Origin of the sequence: Enterobacter cloacae complex sp. XAL002 (genome assembly GCF_049236805.1) — a bacterium.
GTDB lineage: Bacteria > Pseudomonadota > Gammaproteobacteria > Enterobacterales > Enterobacteriaceae > Enterobacter > Enterobacter intestinihominis.
Map to the genome: position 1 here is coordinate 102,722 of NZ_JBMKJN010000012.1, position 18,127 is coordinate 120,848.

Annotated in this window: 19 protein-coding genes; 5 read left to right on the forward strand and 14 right to left on the reverse strand. The window is 56.1% G+C overall.

Annotation, left to right across the window (positions count from 1 at the left end; translation table 11 throughout):
• Positions 1-142: 142 nt before the first annotated feature.
• Both phoR and phoB read right to left on the reverse strand, forming a co-directional pair.
• The gene (gene phoR / locus ACOT0L_RS13600) at positions 143-1,438 is read right to left on the reverse strand and encodes a phosphate regulon sensor histidine kinase PhoR (protein ID WP_023299433.1); all 1,296 of its coding nucleotides are present in this window, start codon (positions 1,436-1,438) and stop codon (positions 143-145) included.
• Between the two features lie 21 nt (positions 1,439-1,459).
• On the reverse strand, positions 1,460-2,149 hold the full coding sequence (gene phoB / locus ACOT0L_RS13605; RefSeq protein WP_003859122.1) for a phosphate response regulator transcription factor PhoB: 690 nt from the start codon (positions 2,147-2,149) through the stop codon (positions 1,460-1,462).
• Positions 2,150-2,336: 187 nt separating this feature from the next.
• On the opposite strand from phoB, the gene sbcD reads away from it, so the two are divergent.
• Together sbcD and sbcC are read left to right on the forward strand one after the other, a co-directional pair.
• Positions 2,337-3,542 carry an exonuclease subunit SbcD gene (sbcD, locus tag ACOT0L_RS13610; RefSeq protein ID WP_022647215.1) on the forward strand — a complete coding sequence of 402 codons (1,206 nt, stop codon included), beginning with the start codon at positions 2,337-2,339 and terminating at the stop codon, positions 3,540-3,542.
• The gene (sbcC, locus tag ACOT0L_RS13615) at positions 3,539-6,670 is read left to right on the forward strand and encodes an exonuclease subunit SbcC (RefSeq protein WP_126503120.1); all 3,132 of its coding nucleotides are present in this window, start codon (positions 3,539-3,541) and stop codon (positions 6,668-6,670) included. The genes sbcD and sbcC overlap by 4 nt, the downstream gene beginning before the upstream one ends.
• An 87-nt stretch (positions 6,671-6,757) precedes the next feature.
• On the opposite strand, the gene mak is transcribed toward sbcC, so the two are convergent.
• Positions 6,758-7,663 (reverse strand): fructokinase, encoded by a 906-nt coding sequence (gene mak, locus ACOT0L_RS13620; RefSeq protein WP_003859127.1) that lies wholly within the window; start codon positions 7,661-7,663, stop codon positions 6,758-6,760.
• Positions 7,664-7,786: 123 nt separating this feature from the next.
• Here mak and rdgC point away from each other — a divergent pair, with 123 nt between their 5' ends.
• The gene (gene rdgC, locus ACOT0L_RS13625; RefSeq protein WP_006809928.1) at positions 7,787-8,701 is read left to right on the forward strand and encodes a recombination-associated protein RdgC; all 915 of its coding nucleotides are present in this window, start codon (positions 7,787-7,789) and stop codon (positions 8,699-8,701) included.
• Positions 8,702-8,748: 47 nt separating this feature from the next.
• Here rdgC and ppnP read toward each other — a convergent pair whose 3' ends face one another.
• From ppnP to ACOT0L_RS13650, 5 genes are all read right to left on the reverse strand, one after another.
• The gene (gene ppnP, locus ACOT0L_RS13630; protein WP_003859131.1) at positions 8,749-9,036 is read right to left on the reverse strand and encodes a pyrimidine/purine nucleoside phosphorylase; all 288 of its coding nucleotides are present in this window, start codon (positions 9,034-9,036) and stop codon (positions 8,749-8,751) included.
• A gap of 71 nt (positions 9,037-9,107) precedes the next feature.
• The gene (locus tag ACOT0L_RS13635) at positions 9,108-9,785 is read right to left on the reverse strand and encodes an AroM family protein (RefSeq protein ID WP_126503122.1); all 678 of its coding nucleotides are present in this window, start codon (positions 9,783-9,785) and stop codon (positions 9,108-9,110) included.
• Positions 9,786-10,021: 236 nt separating this feature from the next.
• Positions 10,022-10,213, reverse strand: coding sequence for a protein YaiA (gene yaiA / locus ACOT0L_RS13640; protein WP_023305565.1), 192 nt, complete (start codon positions 10,211-10,213; stop codon positions 10,022-10,024).
• Positions 10,214-10,257: 44 nt separating this feature from the next.
• Positions 10,258-10,782: a shikimate kinase AroL gene (aroL, locus tag ACOT0L_RS13645; protein ID WP_023305564.1), complete on the reverse strand. Its 525-nt coding sequence runs from the start codon at positions 10,780-10,782 to the stop codon at positions 10,258-10,260.
• 144 nt (positions 10,783-10,926) lie between these two features.
• Complete coding sequence (locus ACOT0L_RS13650) at positions 10,927-11,385, reverse strand: YaiI/YqxD family protein (protein WP_022647211.1); 459 nt, start codon at positions 11,383-11,385, stop codon at positions 10,927-10,929.
• A 97-nt stretch (positions 11,386-11,482) separates the two neighbouring features.
• On the opposite strand from ACOT0L_RS13650, the gene proC reads away from it, so the two are divergent.
• The gene (gene proC, locus ACOT0L_RS13655; protein ID WP_126503124.1) at positions 11,483-12,292 is read left to right on the forward strand and encodes a pyrroline-5-carboxylate reductase; all 810 of its coding nucleotides are present in this window, start codon (positions 11,483-11,485) and stop codon (positions 12,290-12,292) included.
• A gap of 16 nt (positions 12,293-12,308) precedes the next feature.
• Here proC and adrA read toward each other — a convergent pair whose 3' ends face one another.
• From adrA to ACOT0L_RS13680, 5 genes are all read right to left on the reverse strand, one after another.
• Positions 12,309-13,412: a diguanylate cyclase AdrA gene (adrA, locus tag ACOT0L_RS13660; protein WP_126503126.1), complete on the reverse strand. Its 1,104-nt coding sequence runs from the start codon at positions 13,410-13,412 to the stop codon at positions 12,309-12,311.
• A gap of 102 nt (positions 13,413-13,514) precedes the next feature.
• Entirely contained in the window at positions 13,515-13,835 is a 321-nt protein-coding gene (gene psiF / locus ACOT0L_RS13665) for a phosphate starvation-inducible protein PsiF (RefSeq protein WP_022647208.1), read from the reverse strand.
• Positions 13,836-14,129: 294 nt separating this feature from the next.
• Positions 14,130-14,390 carry an anti-adapter protein IraP gene (iraP, locus tag ACOT0L_RS13670; protein ID WP_003859148.1) on the reverse strand — a complete coding sequence of 87 codons (261 nt, stop codon included), beginning with the start codon at positions 14,388-14,390 and terminating at the stop codon, positions 14,130-14,132.
• Positions 14,391-14,589: 199 nt separating this feature from the next.
• Positions 14,590-15,813, reverse strand: a complete 1,224-nt coding sequence (locus ACOT0L_RS13675) for a multidrug efflux MFS transporter (RefSeq protein ID WP_023299423.1) — start codon at positions 15,811-15,813, stop codon at positions 14,590-14,592.
• 169 nt (positions 15,814-15,982) lie between these two features.
• Entirely contained in the window at positions 15,983-16,666 is a 684-nt protein-coding gene (locus ACOT0L_RS13680) for an extensin family protein (RefSeq protein ID WP_126503128.1), read from the reverse strand.
• 103 nt (positions 16,667-16,769) lie between these two features.
• Between ACOT0L_RS13680 and ddlA the strand changes: the two genes are divergently transcribed.
• Positions 16,770-17,867: a D-alanine--D-alanine ligase gene (gene ddlA, locus ACOT0L_RS13685; protein ID WP_126503130.1), complete on the forward strand. Its 1,098-nt coding sequence runs from the start codon at positions 16,770-16,772 to the stop codon at positions 17,865-17,867.
• A gap of 3 nt (positions 17,868-17,870) precedes the next feature.
• Here the strand turns inward: ddlA and ACOT0L_RS13690 are convergent, their stop codons facing one another.
• A complete protein-coding gene (locus ACOT0L_RS13690) occupies positions 17,871-18,089 on the reverse strand; it encodes a DUF2754 domain-containing protein (RefSeq protein ID WP_022647204.1) in 219 nt (72 codons plus the stop codon).
• Positions 18,090-18,127: the final 38 nt, after the last annotated feature.

Sequence of the window (18,127 nt, forward strand, 5' to 3'; positions counted from 1 at the left end):
GCCATGTATAAGAAAAACTCATGGCTAATCATGCGAACAAAAAAGCACCAGCCGTATAATATTCACTCGCGTTTCGCTTGACTGCAAAGCAAACGGGCCAGCAATCGCTGGCCCGTGGAAAGGTAGCCTGACACACACGCTGTCAGGCACTTTTTTTGGCAATTAATCGTTCCGGGATCACGAAGCTAAAGCGCGTGCCCTTACCCAGGGTGCTTTCGATATTGAGCCGGCTTTCGTGGTGGCTGACGGCATGCTTCACAATTGCCAGCCCCAGTCCGCTCCCGCCGGTCTGCCGCGAGCGCGCCTTATCCACCCGGTAGAACCGTTCGGTGAGACGCGGGAGGTGTTCAGGCCCAATCCCCGGCCCGTTGTCCTCGACGCTAAACTCAGCCCCTGCCGGAGTATGCTGCCACCGCACCGCGATATGCGTCCCTGTCGGGGTATGATTCACGGCGTTATAGACCAGGTTTGAGATAGCGCTTCGCAGCTCATCTTCACTGCCGAGCACTTTCAGCGTGTTATCAACATCAAAACTCAGGGTGTGTTGATTATGGCTCAGCGTTTGGGCTTCGCGCTCCACCACTCGCAGCATCATCGGCACATCAATGATGTCGTTTAGCGCCAGCGACGGGGCAGCCTCAATTTTTGAAAGCGTTAGTAGCTGTTTGACCAGCCCTTCCATGCGGAACGTCTGTTCCCGCATGGTATGCAGCGCTTTCTCACGCGGCGCCCCCTCAAGCGTTTGCTCCTGCATCATCTCCAGATAGCCCTGAAGCACCGTCAACGGCGTACGCAGCTCGTGGCTGACGTTGGCAAAGAAGTTACGTCTTGCGCCCTCAAGCTGATGCATCTGGGTGACATCCCGCGCCACCATCAGCCACTGCCGATCGCTGTAGGGCATCACGCGAATTTCAAGATGGCGACCGTTATTGAGCTTCAGATTGTGCGGACGACTAAAATCACGCGTTTTCAGATACAGCGTGAACTCGGGATAGCGCAGAAGGTTGAGGATGTTCTGACCGTTATCATCCGGCCAGCGCAGGCCCAACAGCTGCTGTGCGAGGCCATTGCACCAGAAGATGGTCCCTTCTTCCGTCGTCAGGATCACTGCGTCCGGCAGCGACTCCGCGCCGCTGCGAAAGCGTTTTATCAGGCTTCCCAGCTCACGACGGCGCTTTTTATTACGCATCTGCATCTGGTGCAGGCCGTAGAGTAGCGGTTCCCAGCTCCCGCTTCCCGGCGGGGGTGTCATACTTCTGTCGACCCACAGCCACCAGGAAAGACGCAGTAAATTCCAGAAATGCCAGACGAGCAACCCCGTCACGGCCACCAGTAAAAACCACGGCAGATAGCCAAAAATAGCCCCCAGAATGAGGGCCGGAATACAGCATAAGATCAGTTCAAAGACGAGCCTTTTCCATGACAGACGTTCCAGCACGCGTCACACTCCTGTCATTGTTCAGAAACGGGTCGAGAAGCGATAACCCGTGCCGCGGACCGTCTGTACCATGCGATCGTGGCCGCTCAGTTCCAGTGCTTTACGCAGGCGGCGAATATGGACGTCAACCGTTCGGTCTTCGACATAGACGTTAGTTCCCCAGACGTTATTCAGCAACTGTTCGCGGCTGTAAACGCGCTCCGGGTGTGTCATAAAGAAGTGCAGGAGTTTAAATTCGGTGGGGCCCATATCGAGGGGATTTTCACCGGTCATGACCCGGTGTGAGGTAGGATCCAGGCTCAGACCCTGCATCTCAATCACCTCTTCCACCGCCATCGGTGAAATACGGCGCATCACGGCTTTGATACGCGCCACCAGCTCTTTTGGAGAGAATGGCTTGGTGATGTAATCGTCCGCGCCGGTTTCCAGACCGCGCACGCGATCCTCTTCCTCACCGCGCGCCGTCAGCATCACCACCGGGATATCGCGGGTCATCGCCTCGCGTTTGATATGCTTGATAAACTGCAATCCGGAACCGCCAGGCAGCATCCAGTCCAGCAGGATCAGATCGGGCCAGGGTTCATTCAGCTGGTTCACCGCGCTGTCATAATCTTCCGCTTCAACCGGCTGGAAGCCATTTTGTTCAAGCACGAAGCACACCATTTCACGGATCGGAGCTTCATCTTCTACGACCAGAATACGTCTCGCCATACTTTGCCCTGTCTTATCGTATTTAAGTTACAAGTCTGTAATGCGGCGTCATTATGCGTCAGATTTATGACAGATTTATGAAAAACATTACCACGATAAATAGCAAACTGTTGTTTTATTACAGCGGTTATTTTCCGTTCCCCGAACGTTTATAATCCTGCTTTCTTATTATTGCCACGGATCTCTTATGCGCATACTTCACACCTCAGACTGGCACCTGGGTCAAAATTTTTACAGCAAAAGCCGCGCCGCGGAACATGAAGCGTTCCTGAACTGGCTGCTGGAGACGGCTCAGGCTCACGAGGTGGACGCAATTATTGTGGCGGGCGACATTTTTGATACCGGATCGCCGCCGAGCTATGCGCGTGAGCTGTACAACCGTTTTGTGGTCAACCTCCAGCAAACCGGTTGTCACCTGGTGATTGTCGCCGGAAACCATGACTCGGTGGCGACGCTGAATGAATCCCGCGATATTCTGGCGTTCCTCAATACCACCGTGGTGGCCAGCGCCGGACACGCGCCGCAGATCCTGAAAAAACGTGATGGCACGCCGGGCGCGGTGCTATGCCCAATTCCGTTTTTACGCCCGCGCGATATCGTGCAAAGCCAGGCAGGCCTGTCCGGGAGCGAAAAACAGCAGCATCTGTTGCAGGCCATCACCCGCTATTATCACCAGCAGCATACGGAAGCCTGCGCCCTGCGCGGCGAACAGGCCATTCCTATCGTTGCCACCGGGCACCTCACCACCGTCGGGGCCAGTAAGAGTGATGCGGTGCGCGAGATTTATATCGGTACGCTGGACGCGTTTCCAGCGCAAAACTTTCCTCCCGCCGACTACATTGCCCTCGGGCATATTCACCGGGCCCAGATCGTCGGCGGCTGCGAGCATATTCGCTACTGCGGCTCGCCCATTTCCCTCAGTTTTGACGAAACGGGCAAAGCCAAATCCGTGCATCTGGTGAGCTTCACCGAAGGCAAACTTAGCGCCGTTGAGACGCTTGAGGTGCCGGTCACCCAGCCGCTGGCGGTGCTGAAAGGCGATCTGGCCGCCATTACCGCTCAGCTTGAGCAGTGGCGCGGCGCAGCGCTTAATCCCCCCGTCTGGCTCGATATCGAAATCACCACCGATGACTACCTGTACGATATGCAGCGTAAAATTCAGACGCTGACGGAAGACCTTCCTGTGGAGGTGCTGCTGGTACGTCGCAGCCGCGAGCAGCGCGAGAAAATTCTGCTGAACGCCCAGCGTGAAACGCTTAGCGAACTTCGGGTTGAAGAGGTGTTCGCGCGGCGGCTTGCGCATGAAGAAGTGGACGAGGCCAGGCGCACCAGGCTTAACGAGCTGTTTGCCCATACCTTGCATTCCCTCAATGACGAGGACGAAAACGCATGAAAATTCTGAGCCTGCGTCTGAAAAATCTGAATTCGCTAAAGGGTGAGTGGAAAATCGATTTCACCGCGGAGCCTTTCGCCAGCAATGGGCTGTTTGCCATCACCGGCGCAACCGGCGCGGGTAAAACCACGCTGCTGGATGCCATCTGCCTGGCGCTTTACCACGAAACACCGCGTCTTAATAAGGTCTCTCAGGCACAAAACGACCTGATGACGCGCGATACCGCCGAATGCCTGGCTGAAGTGGAATTTGAGGTCAAAGGCGTTGCTTATCGCGCTTTCTGGAGCCAGAACCGCGCCCGCAACCAGCCAGACGGGAACTTACAGGCACCGCGCGTTGAGCTGGCCCGCTGCGAAGACGGCAAAATTCTGGCCGATAAAGTCACGGATAAGCTGGAACAAACCGCCGCACTCACCGGGCTGGACTATGGTCGCTTTACCCGCTCGATGTTGCTCTCTCAGGGGCAGTTTGCCGCCTTCCTGAACGCTAAACCGAGCGATCGGGCAGAGCTGCTGGAGGAACTGACCGGCACGGAAATTTACGGCCACATTTCCGCCATGGTTTTTGAAAAACACAAAGCGGCACGCAACGCGCTGGAGATGTGCGAAGCGCAGGCCGCAGGCGTTGTGCTGCTGAGCGAGGAACAGCAGCAGCACTTGCAGCAAAGTTTGCAGGCACTTACTGACGAAGAAAAAATCCTGCTGGCACAGCAGCAGAGCCAACAGAAAGATTTTCAGTGGCTTACGCGTAACGACGAGCTGATACGTGAGCAGCAACGCGCAGCCGCTTCGCAGCAGCAGGCGCAACAGGCTCTGACGGACGCAGCGCCGCAACTGGCGAAGCTCCAGCTGGCACAGCCCGCCGCCCAGCTACGTCCGCTGTGGGAGTATCAGCAGGAGCAGACCACCCGCCTGGCGCAGACAACAGCGCGAATTGTTGAAGTAAACACTCGCTTACTCGACAGAGCGGCGCAGCGCTCGCGTATTCGCAACGGTGCGCTGCGCAACCGTGAACAGTTGCAGACAGAGCACAAGGTACTGACGCAGTGGCTGACCGAACACGATCGTTTCCGTCAGTGGGGGCAGGAAATTGCCGGCTGGCGGGCGCATTTTACGCAACTGAGTCGCGATAAAAATCAGCTTGTGGCCCAGTCAGCGCGCATAGCTGAGCTTCGTCAGAAGCTGGCTGAGATGCCGGAGAGTACGTTGACGCTGACGGCTGAGGATCTCGCGAAGGCAATGGAGCAACAGGTACAATCGCGGACGCTCCGCCAGCGTCTGACTGCGCTTCACGCTCGCTATCAGCCGCTGCAAAAACGGCTGCGCCATAATGCGGAAAGCGTGCAGAAAGCGCAGGCTGAGCAGGGTAAGCTCAATGAAACGCTGATCCTGCGGCGTCAGCAGTTCAAAGAGAAAAATCAGCACTATGCCGACCTGAAAGCGCTCTGTGAGCGTGAGGCGACAATCAAGGATCTTGAGAACTATCGTGCACAGCTCGAAGCGGGTAAACCTTGCCCGCTCTGCGGTTCAAGCGAACATCCGGCAGTTGTGCAGTATCAGGCGCTTGAACTGACCGACAATCAGCGCCGCCGCGACGCGCTGGAGAAAGAGGTTGCCGCGCTAAAAGAGGAAGGATTGCTGGTGCTCGGGCAGGTGAATGCGCTCACCCAACAGATCCAGCGCGAGACAGAGGAAGTACAGGCCCTCTCTCAGGAAGAGCAAGTACTTACTAAAGAGTGGCTGGAGGTCTGCACCTCCCTGAACATAGTGTTGGATATTCAGGATGATATTGCCCCCTGGATGAGTGAACAGGAGCAGTATGAACGCCAGCTGTATCAGCTTAGCCAGCGTCTGACGCTGCAAAACCAGCTCAATGAACAGGAAGATCAGGCGCGCCAGTACCAGCAGCAGCTGACGGCGACGCGTCAGGCGCTGGCGGCCTCGCTAGAGTCGCTGTCGCTTAGCGTGCCCGATGAAGGGGCCGAAAGCGCCTGGCTGAGCGCACGCGAAGCTGAATATACCCGCTGGCAGGAAAAACAGGCCCAGCACGGTACGATTCAGGAACGTATTAACGTCCTGATGCCCATCCTGGAGACGCTGCCGGATTCTGATGACGCAGAAGCCGACGCGGTTATCCCTGAGAACTGGCGCGGCATCCATGACGAATGCGTGTCGCTACAAAGCCAGCTCGCCACCCTACAGCAGCAGGAGACGCTTGAGCGTGAACGGCTTCAGCAGTCGCAGGCTCAGTTCAGCGCCGCGCTGACCGCGAGCTGCTTTGCCAGTCAGGAGGCATTTCTCTCCGCCCTGCTGGATGAAGCGTCGATCCGCCAGCTTGAACAACAAAAGCAGACGCTGGAGAACCAGCTCCAGCAGGCCACGGCGCTCTCCGTACAGGCAAACCAGCAGCTTCAGGCGCATCAGGCACAGCGCCCCGAGGGGCTGGAAACCGACGCCGCAACCCTTCAGGCGCAGTTACACCAGCTGGCGCAACTGCTTCGTGAAAACACCACGCATCAGGGGGAGATCCGCCAGCAGCTCAAGCAGGACGGTGATAACCGTCTGCACCAGCAGGCGCTTATGCAGCAGATTGAGGAGGCGGCGCGTCAGGCTGACGACTGGGGCTATCTCAATGCGCTGATAGGCTCCAGCACCGGCGATAAATTCCGTAAATTCGCCCAGGGGCTGACGCTGGATAATCTGGTGTGGCTTGCCAACCAGCAGCTCAACCGTCTGCATGGCCGCTATCTGCTTCAGCGTAAAGCCAGCGACGCGCTGGAGCTGGAGGTGGTTGATACCTGGCAGGCCGATGCGGTACGCGATACCCGTACCTTGTCCGGCGGGGAAAGTTTCCTCGTCAGTCTGGCGCTGGCTTTAGCGCTTTCCGATCTGGTCAGTCACAAAACGCGCATTGACTCGCTTTTCCTGGATGAAGGGTTCGGCACACTCGACAGCGAAACGCTGGACACCGCGCTGGATGCGCTCGACGCGCTGAACGCCACCGGGAAAACCATCGGCGTGATCAGCCACGTAGAGGCAATGAAAGAACGTATTCCGGTGCAGATCAAGGTGAAGAAGATCAACGGGCTGGGGTATAGCAGGCTGGACAGGGAGTTTGCGGTGCAGTAAATGGGGGATGTTGCCCTCACCCTGGCCCTCTCTCTGTGGGAGAGGGTACAAACATCAAAAACGGCAACGCAAGTTGCCGTTTTGCGTTTATTCCGGCCAGAGCCACGCCGCGCCGCGCACACCGCTGGAATCTCCATGGACGGCTTTGCGGATCGGCGTTTCGCATTCGCCCCCAAATACCCACTGTTTCACCAGCGTTGGCACCGTCGCGTACAGCCGGTCAACGTTGCTCATGCCGCCGCCCAGCACAATCACGTCCGGATCGAGGATATTGATCACATGCGCCAGTGATTTAGCCAACCGCATTTCGTAGCGGCTGAGCGCCAGTTCAGCCACCGGATCCTGCTCCTCAACCAGACGCATAATCTCGTTACCTTTCAGCGGCTGGCCGCTCAGACGATGATAATCGGTGGCAAACCCCGTGCCGGAAATAAAGGTCTCAATACAGCCCTGCTTGCCACAGTAGCACGGTACCTCGGCACGGTATTTGAGTTCATCTTCGTCCATCCACGGTAACGGGTTGTGCCCCCACTCACCCGCGGTGCCGTTGCCGCCAATATGCGAGCGCCCACCGAAGGCCACGCCCGCCCCGCAGCCGGTACCGATAATGACCGCAAATACGGTCTGCGCGCCAGCCGCTGCGCCATCTACGGCCTCAGAGACCGCCAGGCAGTTAGCGTCATTTGCCAGACGCACTTCCCGGTTCAGACGCTGGCTTAAGTCTTTATCAAACGGCTGACCGTTGAGCCAGGTGGAGTTGGCATTTTTCACCACGCCGGTATACGGCGAAATGGAGCCGGGGATCCCCATCCCGACCGTGCCCGTCTCGCCCGTTGCCTGCTCTGCCATATCGACCAGACGGGCAATCGTCTCTATGGTCTGGTGATAATCATCGCGCGGCGTAGGCAGACGGTGGCGAAACAGTTGCTCCCCCTGCTCGCTCAACGCAATAACTTCTGTTTTGGTGCCGCCCAAATCAATCCCAATACGCACAAGACACTCCTCATTATTTTGATTATCAACAGAGTAGAAGCCCACTTCCCGATTAGCAATGCAAGCGATGCGACAATTCGTTATCATGCCCGCTGATTTAACGACAAGGCCGTGGAAATTATCATGCTGTGGTTCAAAAATTTGATGGTTTACCGTCTCAGCCGCGACGTTTCGCTGCGTGCAGAAGAGATGGAAAAACAGTTAGCCGCTTACTCCTTTACCCCTTGCGGTAGCCAGGATATGGCAAAAACCGGCTGGGTTCCGCCAATGGGTTCTCAAAGCGATGCGCTGACCCACGCCAGCAGCACGGGGCAAATCATCGTTTGCGCCCGCAAAGAAGAGAAGATCCTGCCGACGCCTGTGGTGAAGCAGGCGCTCGAAGCGAAGATCTTCAAGCTGGAAGCTGAACAGGGCCGTAAGCTTAAAAAAACCGAAAAAGATTCACTGAAGGATGAAGTGCTGCACTCGCTGCTGCCGCGCGCCTTTAGCCGCTTTAGCCAGACCATGATGTGGATCGACACCGTGAACGGGCTGATCATGGTCGACTGCGCCAGCGCCAAAAAAGCGGAAGATACGCTGGCGCTGCTGCGTAAGAGCCTTGGCTCATTACCGGTGGTACCGCTGGCACTGGAGACGCCGATTGAGCTGACCCTGACTGAGTGGGTGCGCAGCGGGACTGCCGCGCAGGGCTTCCAGATCCTTGATGAAGCAGAGCTGAAAGCGCTGCTGGAAGATGGCGGCGTGATCCGCGCGAAGAAACAGGATCTGGTGAGCGACGAGATCGCCGTGCACATTGAAGCGGGCAAAGTGGTGACTAAACTGGCACTCGACTGGCAGCAGCGCATTCAGTTTGTGATGTGTGATGACGGCTCCGTGAAGCGCCTTAAATTCTGCGATGAACTGCGCGATCAGAACGAAGATATCGACCGCGAAGATTATGCTCAGCGCTTTGACGCAGACTTTATCCTGATGACCGGCGAGCTGGCGGCGCTGATCCAGAACCTGGTGGAAGGTCTCGGCGGCGAAGCGCAGCGTTGACAGGCAAAACGTAGGCCGGGTAAGCGAATGCGCCACCCGGCATGCTTTTATTTCAGATAGCGGCACAGATAAGAGGTTGGCTCTGCAACCTGCAAATGGAACTCGCTGTGGCCCGGCACGTTGAAGACCTGCCCGGCACTATAGACTTTCCACTCCGTTTCACCCGGCAGCAGGACGTTCAGCGCGCCGCTGACCACCGTCATCTCTTCCGCTTCTGCGGTGCCAAAGGTGTATTCCCCTTCCGCCATGACGCCGACACTGGCGCGGCCAGTGCTGCTGCTGGTAAAACCAATGGATTTCACTTTACCGGAAAAGTATTCGTTACTTTGAAGCATGAACTGGCCCTTATATTTATTGAGAAAAATCCACTATAGGGGCCATGCTCATGACCTGTCACGCAAAATCATTACACCAGTAATTCTGACGCCAGGCGCGCCATCAGGACGTTAGAGAGCAGCACCGGAACATCCAGCGCCTTTTGCAGTAAATCACGATGCCGCTGATGGAAGCCCAGGCAGTCGAGCATCAGGACATCCGCCCCTCTGTCGATCAACTCCTGCCCGGCCGCAATCAGCTTCGCTTCGCTGTCCCAGAACGGGTTTGCCAGCGCGTACAACGGGGTGTGCTCCAGCGCGGCCCACTTCACCGTCTGGTTATCCAGCAGTTCTTCTACGGGAACGATCACGCCCACCTGATGACCATCAACAATTGACGCCACCAGCGGGGGGATAATCCGCATCGGTTCGAGCAGAATGGCATTACGCGCGCTGAGTCCTTTAACGGGTGCTGAGCTCATCAGCAAAATGACGTCATAGTCCTGATTGTCGAGCACTTCGATCACACCCTGTAGCGCGCGCTCAATTTTCTGGCGTGACACGTGCGCCAGTTTACCGTCACTGAGTAACGTTGCCAGGGGATCTTCCCCCTCCCCGACTGCGTAGTCTTCCATGACCTCTTCCCGACTCAGCTTCCCTAACAGACTGAGATGCGTAATTTGTTGTTCAGAGACATGCTCGGTTAAGAGCGTTAATACTTCGCTTACAGGGACCACACCAATCGTGAGGATCGCCAACGTCGCCTTCATTTTGATCGCCTTCCGTTACTACCACTACTGCCACACAGGTACAGGCTCACTACGCTGCACTGTTCATTTATTCAACAAAACAGCACCAAGCGTAGCAGGGGATCTCTACACCGTAATGTAAAGATCGACTGGCCTTTCCAAATCTACCTGTAATAACTAAATATTAACTGCTGCTTAACATCAGCGATAAGTTAAAAATGTGATTCAGGCACGGTTGTAACGAATTCGGATTCTTGTCAGGACTTCTCGGGATCCTCATAGCGCCGTTTCGCATCCAGCGCTTCCTGTTCGGTTTCATGTTCGCTGATCAGCGAATCAGGTTTAGGGTGATCGGCACGCAGCTGGTACCATGTTACGGTCTGATCGCTATTACCTTTTTCAACGGTAACGATGCGGGCTTCACGTGGATAGGGAGGTCTGGTTGGCATAGCTCATCCTTTTTTTATGTCTGAGCTATGAGTATAGACGGCTGTCAGCTGGCGCAAGCCAAACGCAGGGCGGTAATAATCTGAATCGCAACTTTCTCGGGTGACGCTGACGCATCCACAACGTGGTGTGCCGCCTCGCGGTACAGTGCATCGCGTTCGGCGAGGACCTCGCTGACCTCTTCACTCAGCGGTTTCGCGGTCAGCGCCGGGCGCTGCCCCTCTTCCGGAAACGCCTCCAGCCGCCCCACCAGCGTAGAAACCGGGGCACAAAGGTAGATTACGACACCCTTTTCGCGCATAAACTGGCGGTTATACGGCGCCAGAATAATGCCTCCACCGGTCGCAATCACGGTTGACGGCGCGGTCACCGCTTCCAGCGTGGCCGTTTCGCGCGCACGAAAGCTCTCCCACCCCTCATTTTCCACGATATCGGCGATGGTCTTACCGGCATTCTCCTGGAGCCAGTGGTCAGTATCGACAAACTGACTCTGGCACAGACGCGCCAGCTCCAGACCAACGGTGGTTTTCCCACAGCCGCGAGGGCCAACTAAAAAGATGGGTGGGTTCATAACCAGGTGTTCCCCTTGCTGCCGGATAACTGAAGGCTGTAAAGAAATGATTGCAGAAGATGTTGCGCTAACTTTACTGCAAAGCGGTACGGAATGACAAGCCTGTGGAAGCCACACTGTACCACAAAACAGCCCGGAGGTGGGCTACGCCGGGCGGCGCTTCACTTCCAGCAGCCATTTATCCAGCTCGGCGGCAAACTGCTGGCGATCGCGCTGCGACAGGCTGTCCGGCCCACCGGTTTGCACGCCGCTGGAACGCAGGGTATCCATAAAATCACGCATGGTGAGCTTCTCCCGGATCGTTGCCGGAGAGTAGCGCTCGCCGCGCGGGTTAAGCGCCGCGGCCCCCTTCGCCAGCACGTCGGCAGCCAGCGGGATATCCGCCGTGATCACCAGATCTCCTGCGTCACACAGGCGTACTATCTCGTTATCTGCCACGTCGAACCCGGCTGGCACGCGCAGAGAACGAATGAACCTGGAGGGCGGCACGCGGATATTCTGGTTCGCCACCAGCGTCATCGGCATCTGCACCCGCTCGGCGGCGCGGAATAAAATCTCTTTAATCACATTCGGACACGCGTCCGCATCAACCCAAATCGCCATAGTGTCTCCCCATTATGATTCTGGCGACTATTGTCGCCTGCATTTCGTTGTTAAGCTATCAATGAGAGATAACAACGCATAATAACGGAGAGACGTGATGGATAAGAAAATCGGGTTTATCGGCTGCGGAAACATGGGTAAAGCTATCCTCGGTGGACTGATAGCCAGCGGCCAGGTGCTGCCGGGGCAGATTTGGGTCTTCACCCCATCCCCGGATAAAGTCGCGGCGCTGCGTGATGAGTATGGTATCAACGCCGCCGAAAGCGCGCAGGAAGTGGCTCAGGTGGCGGACATTGTCTTTGGCGCCGTTAAGCCGAATATCATGATTAAAGTCCTGAGCGAGATCACCTCCAGCCTGAACAAAGAGAGCCTGGTGGTGTCGATTGCCGCAGGCGTGACCCTCGACCAGCTCGCCCGCGCGCTGGGGCACGACCGTAAGATTGTTCGCGCCATGCCAAACACCCCGTCGCTGGTAAATGCCGGTATGACCTCCGTTACCCCGAACGCGCTGGTTACTTCTGAAGAGGTGGCGGATATATTGAACATTTTCCGCTGCTTCGGCGAAGCGGAAGTGATTGCCGAACCGATGATCCACCCGGTTGTCGGCGTGAGCGGTTCTGCCCCGGCGTATGTCTTTATGTTTATCGAAGCCATGGCCGATGCCGCCGTACTTGGCGGTATGCCGCGCGCGCAGGCCTACAAATTTGCGGCGCAGGCGGTGATGGGCTCGGCCAAAATGGTGCTGGAAACGGGTAAACATCCGGGCGAACTGAAAGATATGGTGTGCTCGCCGGGTGGCACAACCATTGAAGCCGTGCGCGTGCTGGAAGAGCGCGGGTTCCGCTCCGCCGTGATCGAGGCGATGGAAAAATGCATGGAAAAATCAGAGAAGCTGAGTAAGTCCTGATGCGTAACGCCGGGCGTCAGGCGGCCACTTCGGTGCGACCCCGTCCGGCATTTTTGGCTTTATAGAGGGCCACGTCCGCGGCCTTTAGCCATTCACGATAGTGCGTGAACTGCGCCCCCCAGGGGGCAACCCCAACGCTGATACACAACCTCGCCATAGGTGCTCCGTGCAGCGGCATGTTGACCAGCCTTTCATGGACGCGCGCCATCGCCGCAATCGCGTTGTCGGCAGGCGTGCCGGACATGATCACCGCAAATTCATCTCCCCCGAAGCGGCCAATATAATCGCCTGCGCGCAGGGTCAGCTGAAGCTGGCGCGTGATGGCAACAATCGCTTCATCCCCCACGTCATGCCCCCAGGTGTCGTTGATCGTCTTGAAGTGATCGATATCGATGAGCAGTATCGTCGCCTGTCGATGGCTGCGACGGCAGGCCTCAAATTCGTTACGCAGCAACGTTTCCCAGTGACGGCGATTGAACACGCCGGTCATTCCGTCGCGGGTACTCATCAGCTCAAGCCGACGCTTATGCTCTGCCAGCCGGATCGCCGTGCGGTGGCTGAGCCAGGCAAACAGCATGGGGTAGACCACCAGCACGGGGAGCGTCAGCCACAACGCCAGCGGTTCAGAGGTCCATAGCACAGGAGTACCCGTGGATTGCACGGTGAGCAGGGCAGACAGAGCAAGCAGCGCAAGTCCTGTCAGAAATAAGCGGCATCCCCCCGATCCCATCATGTTCATGCCGATCATCACGATCAGCGCCGCCGTTGGCAGCGCATTGAACCCTATTAATCCCATCCAGACGCCAGCAATGATGGCATCGATTTTCAGATTAACGATTTCACCGCTGTGGGGGCAGGTCGAACGAAAAGCCAGCTGCCAGGCCAGATGGGGCCAGACAAAGACCCAGCCCACCAATAACAACCACCAGACGCCAGAAAGAAGCTGACTCACCAGAACGCTGGCAAGCGGAACAAACAGCGCCGCCAGACCAACGATGCGTGCCAGCCGTATTCGCCGGGCAAATCGCAGACCGGAACGGTATGAGTCATCCTGAGAAAGCTGCTGATACCACGCTTCCCGAATGTTCTCGTGATTGTCATAAAACTCATCATTCATCATTTTTGGGAATATTCTGAAACATTTTCCCAAATTATAGAGAGGGGGATAGCGGGGAAAGTATGAAATTTTGGGTGAGCCACAGCCGTGACTCACCCGTTAGCACTACGCCTGTTTTTTCAGGCACGCGCTCATAAACTTGCTGCGATCGTCGCCTTTAAGCATCTGCTGTGTCGCCTGGGCATTGCACTCGCGCATTTTTTGCTGCTGCGGGGTCAGGCTTTTTTCACCCGGTTTGGTCGTACCATTTTTAAGGCAGTCGCTCATATACGTTTTACGGGCATCCCCTTTCAGACTTTGCGAGGTCGCCTGTTGGTTACAGGTCGTCATGCGCTGCTGCTGGGGCGTTAACGTTTTCTCTTCCGCATGTGCTGAGGCGATCAGACACAGGCCAGAGAGCAGGGTAACCAGTATTGTTGTTTTCATTGCACCATCCTTTATGTGAAGTTCCACGTTAAGTCTGGTTCGTTACGGGAAAAAAACCACCCTGCGGCCATGATTTTCACCGTGATTCAGGGTTATTTCAGTCCCGTCGCAGCGCGATTATTATTAACCGGTTTCACAGGAACGGAGGAGGTAATTACGAGCGATTTTAATGCGGTGAAAAGTGTGCTCTGCTTCATTTTAATTTCCCCATGGTAACAGGGTAAAAATAAAAACAGAGCGACGCCAGGCATCCTGCATGACAATTCTGTGACACGTCATTTCACCTCTGGCCGGTTAACTGCGAGGATGCCTTAAAAGCTTCTTTACGTATTGCTGAAGCAGCTCCGCGTCCTCTGCAGGCACCTGTGAATCAGGGCGAGCTTTTTCCAGCGCGCCTTCAACGTTGTCGATCAACGCCTCCTGCTCTGGTTTTGCCATCTGTCGCAGCAGCGCCGTCACAACGATCTCCAGCGCCTCGACCTGGGCAACCAGCTCTTTCGACTCTTCTTCCTTTTGGGCAAGCTTAACCAACAACTCAGCAATGAGATTTTTCATGGTGCTATGTCCTTATGTGATTTCCCCTGAAATTAACACCCTCACTGAATAATGAAAAGCATGGATTGGTTTTATCTTATGCAAAAGTGACATTGCTGCCAAAAAAGATATTTCGGAGCGCAAGCGAAACGTTTTTCTAAAAGACAGGAGCCGCATTTCGTTATATAAAAATGCGGCCATCATAAGAATTAATAATATATTATCGTGTTTGCCGGGCTGACTTTGCCTCAGCGATTCGCCGGCGACGGCGCAAGGCAAAGGCCAGTTGAATAATATTAAGAAGCACCACCACCGCCGTCGCGGCAAATACCCAGCGGAAACCCGCCATCGCCGAGACCGAGGCGCCAATAAGCGGGCCCGCTACGTTGCCTAAATACATGAACGACTGGTTGTAGCCAAAAATGCGGCCGGTTACCTGGTCACTGGAATATTTCACCAGCAGCGTCTGTACAGCGGGCAGCATAGCACCATCCGCGAAGCCAAGCAGGAAGCGCAACACCCCGAGCTGAAGCGGTGTCGTGACGAACGACATGGCAAAGAAAAGGATCACCGCAATGATGAGCGTTGCCATCAGAATGCGTGCCGTACCGATCCTGTCGCCCAGTTTCCCCAGACGCGGAGCGGACATCAGCGCCGACACGCCCGGCACGGCGGCAATCATCCCGCTCAGAAAAGCAATGTTGCTGCTGTCCGGTGCCATCGACTTGATAAACAGCGCCAGAATCGGTCCCACCGAGCCGTTACAGAGCTGGATCACCATCGTTGTCACAAAAAGGCTAATCATCAGGCCAGGATAAGGTAGCGAGGCAAAAACCGCCTTTCCGCTCAGGCGTTCTGATTTGCTGACGACAGGCCGACCGCCCTCTTTAATCAGAAAAAGGGTGACCAGAAAGCTGACCGTTAGCAGGATGGCGGTAATGATAAAGACCGCACGCAGCCCAACATGGTCAGCCAGGAAGCCGCCGAGCAGGGGGCCGCCAATTACACCGCTAATCTGGGCCGTGGAAAGCGTGCTGAGTGCCCAGCCGCTCCGCTCGCGCGGTACCTGTGAGGCCACCAGCGCCATGGCATTCGGAATGTACCCGGAGGTCAGCCCCATTATCGCCCGCAGAATAAACAGCTGCCAGACGTTGGTGGCGAAGGCCTGGAGCAAAATGGCTATCGCCATCCCCAGCGAGGCGCGGAGCAGCATCAACTTGCGCCCCTTGCGATCCGCAAGGCTGCCCCACATCGGTGACACAATGGCGGACACCAGAAACGTCACGCTGAACGTCAGGCCGGACCACATAGAGAGCGCTTCATGGGAAGTGACCCCCAGCTGCGACACGTAAAGCGGCAGGAAGGGCAATATCTGGCTGATAGCCAGTCCGGTGAAGAAGCAGCCGAACCAGACTGAAATGAGGTTAACTTTCCAGGATTCCATAACAGAAATAGTCTTCATTTTTAGGCGAATTCGCCGACAGATTAGCAAGTTACGCGCAATGACATAGCGCCAGAGATGCGGCCTTGCAGACTTTGGTGTTTTATCTTCCCAGTCATCATATTTGTGAGATAAGTCACAATCTATCCAATTTTCGGCGGAAGATTATGCTTCATCGACATAAGCCATAGCCGCGCATTCCCAGATGGAAATGGTTGGCATGGGCGGCATTGTAGTCCGGCCCCAGACCGTTACCGTAATAGCCGCAGCTTGCCGACAGCAGCGCCTGTAGCCAGGGCTGCGTCTTTTCCGCTTTCCAGCCGTTGAGAACGGTAACACGCTGTCCGTTTGCCAGCCTGAAAGCGCTGATATCCAGCGCATCCGCCGTGGCATGTTCGCTGCGCCGCGCATCCGGGCGGCTGTAGATATTGCGGCAGGCGAAGCTGCCCAGATGTTCAATACGCGTAAGCTCGCTGCCGGTCCAGGTTTTGGTGAGCGGCCGGGCCTGCTGGCTGACAAACAGCGCCGAGCTTAACGCCAGCGGGCAACTGGCAATAAAGCTGCCGTTCAGGCTGACCGGGCCAAAATCGCGCACGCGCACCACGTTACTCAGCGGACACTCCCCGTCGCTGTCAGCGACAGCCTGGGTACGGATAAGCTGGCGTTGATTCGCCTGCGCTAACAGGTTTTCGCACGCCTGCGGCGTTAAGCGCCGGAGTTTAAACTGGGTTATTTTTCCAGGCGGATCGTCAAGCGTAAGCGGCACGAAAGGGTTGTAATGCGGCGGCAACCAGCGGTAGCCCACCGTGGCGATCCCGGCAATAACAATAAGAATAAGCAGACCTTTTCCTTTCACGCGCCCCCCTTCAACATCCTCAAAACATTATGGCAGAAGGCCGCGAAACCCGCCGGGCATCGTGGTATGTTATTGGCTTTTCGTCAGACTGGAAGAGAGTGAGATGGCAAAGCAGCGCGTAGGTATTGTCTTTGGGGGAAAATCATCAGAGCACGAGGTGTCATTGCAATCGGCTAAAAATATCGTTGATGCGATTGATAAAAGCCGTTTTGACGTGGTGCTGCTGGGCATTGATAAACAGGGCCAGTGGCATGTTAACGATGCCAGCCAGTATCTGTTACACGCTGACGATCCGGCGCACATCGCCCTTAATCCTTCTGATATCAGCGTCGCAACGGTTCCAGGCGTGGCACAGGGACAGCTTATCGATGCCGGGAACGCGCAGGCGCTGGCACAGATTGACGTGGTGTTCCCTATCGTTCACGGCACGCTGGGCGAAGACGGCTCCCTGCAAGGCATGTTGCGGATGGCGAACCTGCCGTTTGTCGGCTCCGATGTGCTGGGTTCTGCCGCCTGCATGGATAAAGACGTCACTAAACGTCTGCTGCGCGACGCCGGTCTGAATATTGCACCGTTCGTCACGCTCACTCGCGCCAACCGCGATAAACACAGCTTCGCACAGATCCAGGCGCAACTCGGCCTGCCGCTGTTCGTGAAACCGGCGAATCAGGGCTCGTCCGTTGGCGTCAGCAAAGTCACCAGCGAAGCACAGTTTAACGATGCCGTTCGTCTGGCCTTTGAGTTTGACCACAAGGTGGTGGTTGAGCAGGGAATTAACGGGCGCGAAATTGAGTGCGCCGTACTGGGTAACGACTTCCCGCAGGCGAGTACCTGTGGTGAAGTGGTGCTGAATAGCGATTTCTACTCCTACGACACCAAATATATTGACGACAAAGGCGCCCAGGTTGTGGTTCCCGCCGCGCTCGATCCTGACGTTAACGACAAGATCCGGGCGATCGCCGTTGAAGCCTATCAGGTGCTGGGATGCAGTGGGATGGCGCGCGTCGATGTGTTTCTGACGGCGGATAACGAGGTGGTGATTAACGAAATCAACACCCTGCCGGGCTTTACCAATATCAGCATGTACCCGAAATTGTGGCAGGCCAGCGGAATAAGCTATCCGGAACTGATCACCCGCCTGATTGAACTGGCGCTGGAGCGTCACGCCGCTGACAGCGCCCTGAAAAGCTCTGTTAACTGACGGTTAGTCGGCTTTCTCTGCCGTCGTCTCATCGGGACGACGGCGGATAATGAATCCCGCCAGCCAGAAACTGATTACCCAGGTCACCAGCCCAACCGCATAGGTTTGCCAGCCCTTCGCTTCAAATCCCAGCAGCCCGACAACACCGTTGAGTATAAAGATCAGCCCGATCGCAAAGGCGTAGTAATGCCAGTCACGGCGTAGTTTGGAAGTGAGCTTCATGACAACTCCGGCAGAAAAAAAACTATCCTCTCACAGTT